Here is a 1729-nt window from a genome sequence, read left to right as displayed (position 1 = left end):
CACCCGGAATTCCACCACCCTCTGCTCGCCTCGAGCCTGCGCGTATCGGCACGCCTCGCCCCGTTAAGCGGGGCGCTTTCAGCGCCGACGCCGCAGACCGCCTCCGCGCCCTTTACGCCCAGTAACTCCGGACAACGCTTGCCCCCTCTGTCTTACCGCGGCTGCTGGCACAGAGTTAGCCGGGGCTGCTTCTGGTGGTACCGTCGTGGTCGTCCCACCCGAAAGGAGTTTACAACCCGAAGGCCGTCGTCCTCCACGCGGCGTTGCTCCCTCAGGCTTGCGCCCATTGGGGAAAATTCCTTGCTGCTGCCTCCCGTAGGAGTCTGGGCCGTGTCGCAGTCCCAGTCTGCCCGGTCGTCCTCTCAGACCGGGTACCCGTCAGTGGCTTGGTGCGCCGTTACCACACCAACTACCTGATGGGCCGCAGGCCCCTCCCGGAGCGCTCGAATGAGCTTTCCTCCGTAGAGCGTATGCGGGATTATCCCGTCTTTCGACGGGGTATCCCCCACTCCGGGGCAGGTTACCCACGTGTTCCTCAGCCGTTCGCCACGCAGCCAGCCGAAGCTGCTGCGTTCGACTTGCATGCATTAGGCACGCCGCCAGCGTTCGTCCTGAGCCAGGATCAAACTCTACATGCTTGGTGTTGAGTTGCAGCTTGCGCTGCCTCCCTTCACCGAATTGACGTGGCGTCTATTGGCTATTCTCGTCATTCAGTTGTGAAGGTGCTTTCGCGGAACGAGGGAGAAAACAAAACCAGGAAATTCCAGTATTCCTGAAGTTTCCTGGCGACGTCTCTGAATTGTCTTCAGCGCGTTTCGCTCGGTTTTCTCTCCACTTGTTTGGTCTGCCTCGTTGCTCACGAGTGAGACCTCGTTCGTTCCAGCTCGCGTAGTATAGCATGTTGGTCGTAGGTTGTCAAGAGGGTTTCAAAAATCTTGTTTTCCTACTTTCTGAAGAGCTAAATCTCATTTTTAACCGATGGATCATGTTTCGGGATTTTGCGACGTTTTTGAGCACGTGTAGTTGTGGTACGATACCGGTGAGCCGAACAAAAACGAGAGCGAGGTCCTATGCTTCAACTCTCTCATGTTCTCAATGGGATAACGGTGATTGAGATCGCTAGCTACATTCCAGGGCCGCTGTGTGCCGAAATTCTCGCTCAACTTGGGGCGACAGTGATAAAGATTGAACGTCCTGGCGGCGATCCGATGCGTACTTTACCTCCACTGAATGAAGCGGGCGAACATCCACTGTTCGCATTTCTGAATCGGTCAAAGCAGTTTCGTACTCTTGATCTGCGTCAACCAGCAGATCGAGCAGTATTGCACGATTTAGTTCGATCTGCCGATGTGTTGATCGACGGTTTACGACCCGGTGCACTGGAAAGACTAGGTTTTTCAGACCGGGATCTACTGGTCACAAACCCAAAATTACTTATCGTTTCCATTAGTGGTGTACCGAGCGGTCATCCGCGTCGGTACGAAGCGTTGCATGATCTTAATGCTCAAGCCCTGGCCGGGATTCTTACTTCAGGTGCCGGTGTTCCACAAACACCAGGTGTACACGTTGCTGATATGGTAAGCGGACTAATGGCAGCAACAAGTGTACTAGCCGGGTTGCTGGCTCGTAGTCTTTCAGGTCGAGGTGGACGTATTGAAACCTCAATGCTAACAGCCGCACGCTGGCTTAATGCTCCAGCCCTTGCCCTGGCGCTCGCGGGTCTACAGCG

1 protein-coding gene and 1 rRNA gene are annotated in these 1729 nt (G+C 55.4%); one reads left to right on the top strand and one right to left on the bottom strand.

Going from position 1 to position 1729, the window contains the following annotated elements:
- Positions 1 to 638 (bottom strand): 16S ribosomal RNA (locus tag NW838_RS15720); the annotation flags it as partial.
- Positions 639 to 1070: 432 nt separating this feature from the next.
- Here NW838_RS15720 and NW838_RS15715 point away from each other — a divergent pair.
- Positions 1071 to 1729, top strand: a 659-nt coding sequence (locus NW838_RS15715) for a CoA transferase (protein ID WP_414428362.1), incomplete at its 3' end; no start/stop codon positions are given.

This window comes from Synechococcus sp. R55.2, from assembly GCF_047462075.1.
GTDB lineage: Bacteria > Cyanobacteriota > Cyanobacteriia > Thermostichales > Thermostichaceae > Thermostichus.
The sequence above is the reverse complement of the archived record's forward strand: the minus strand, read 5'-3'. Positions and strand labels throughout refer to the sequence as shown.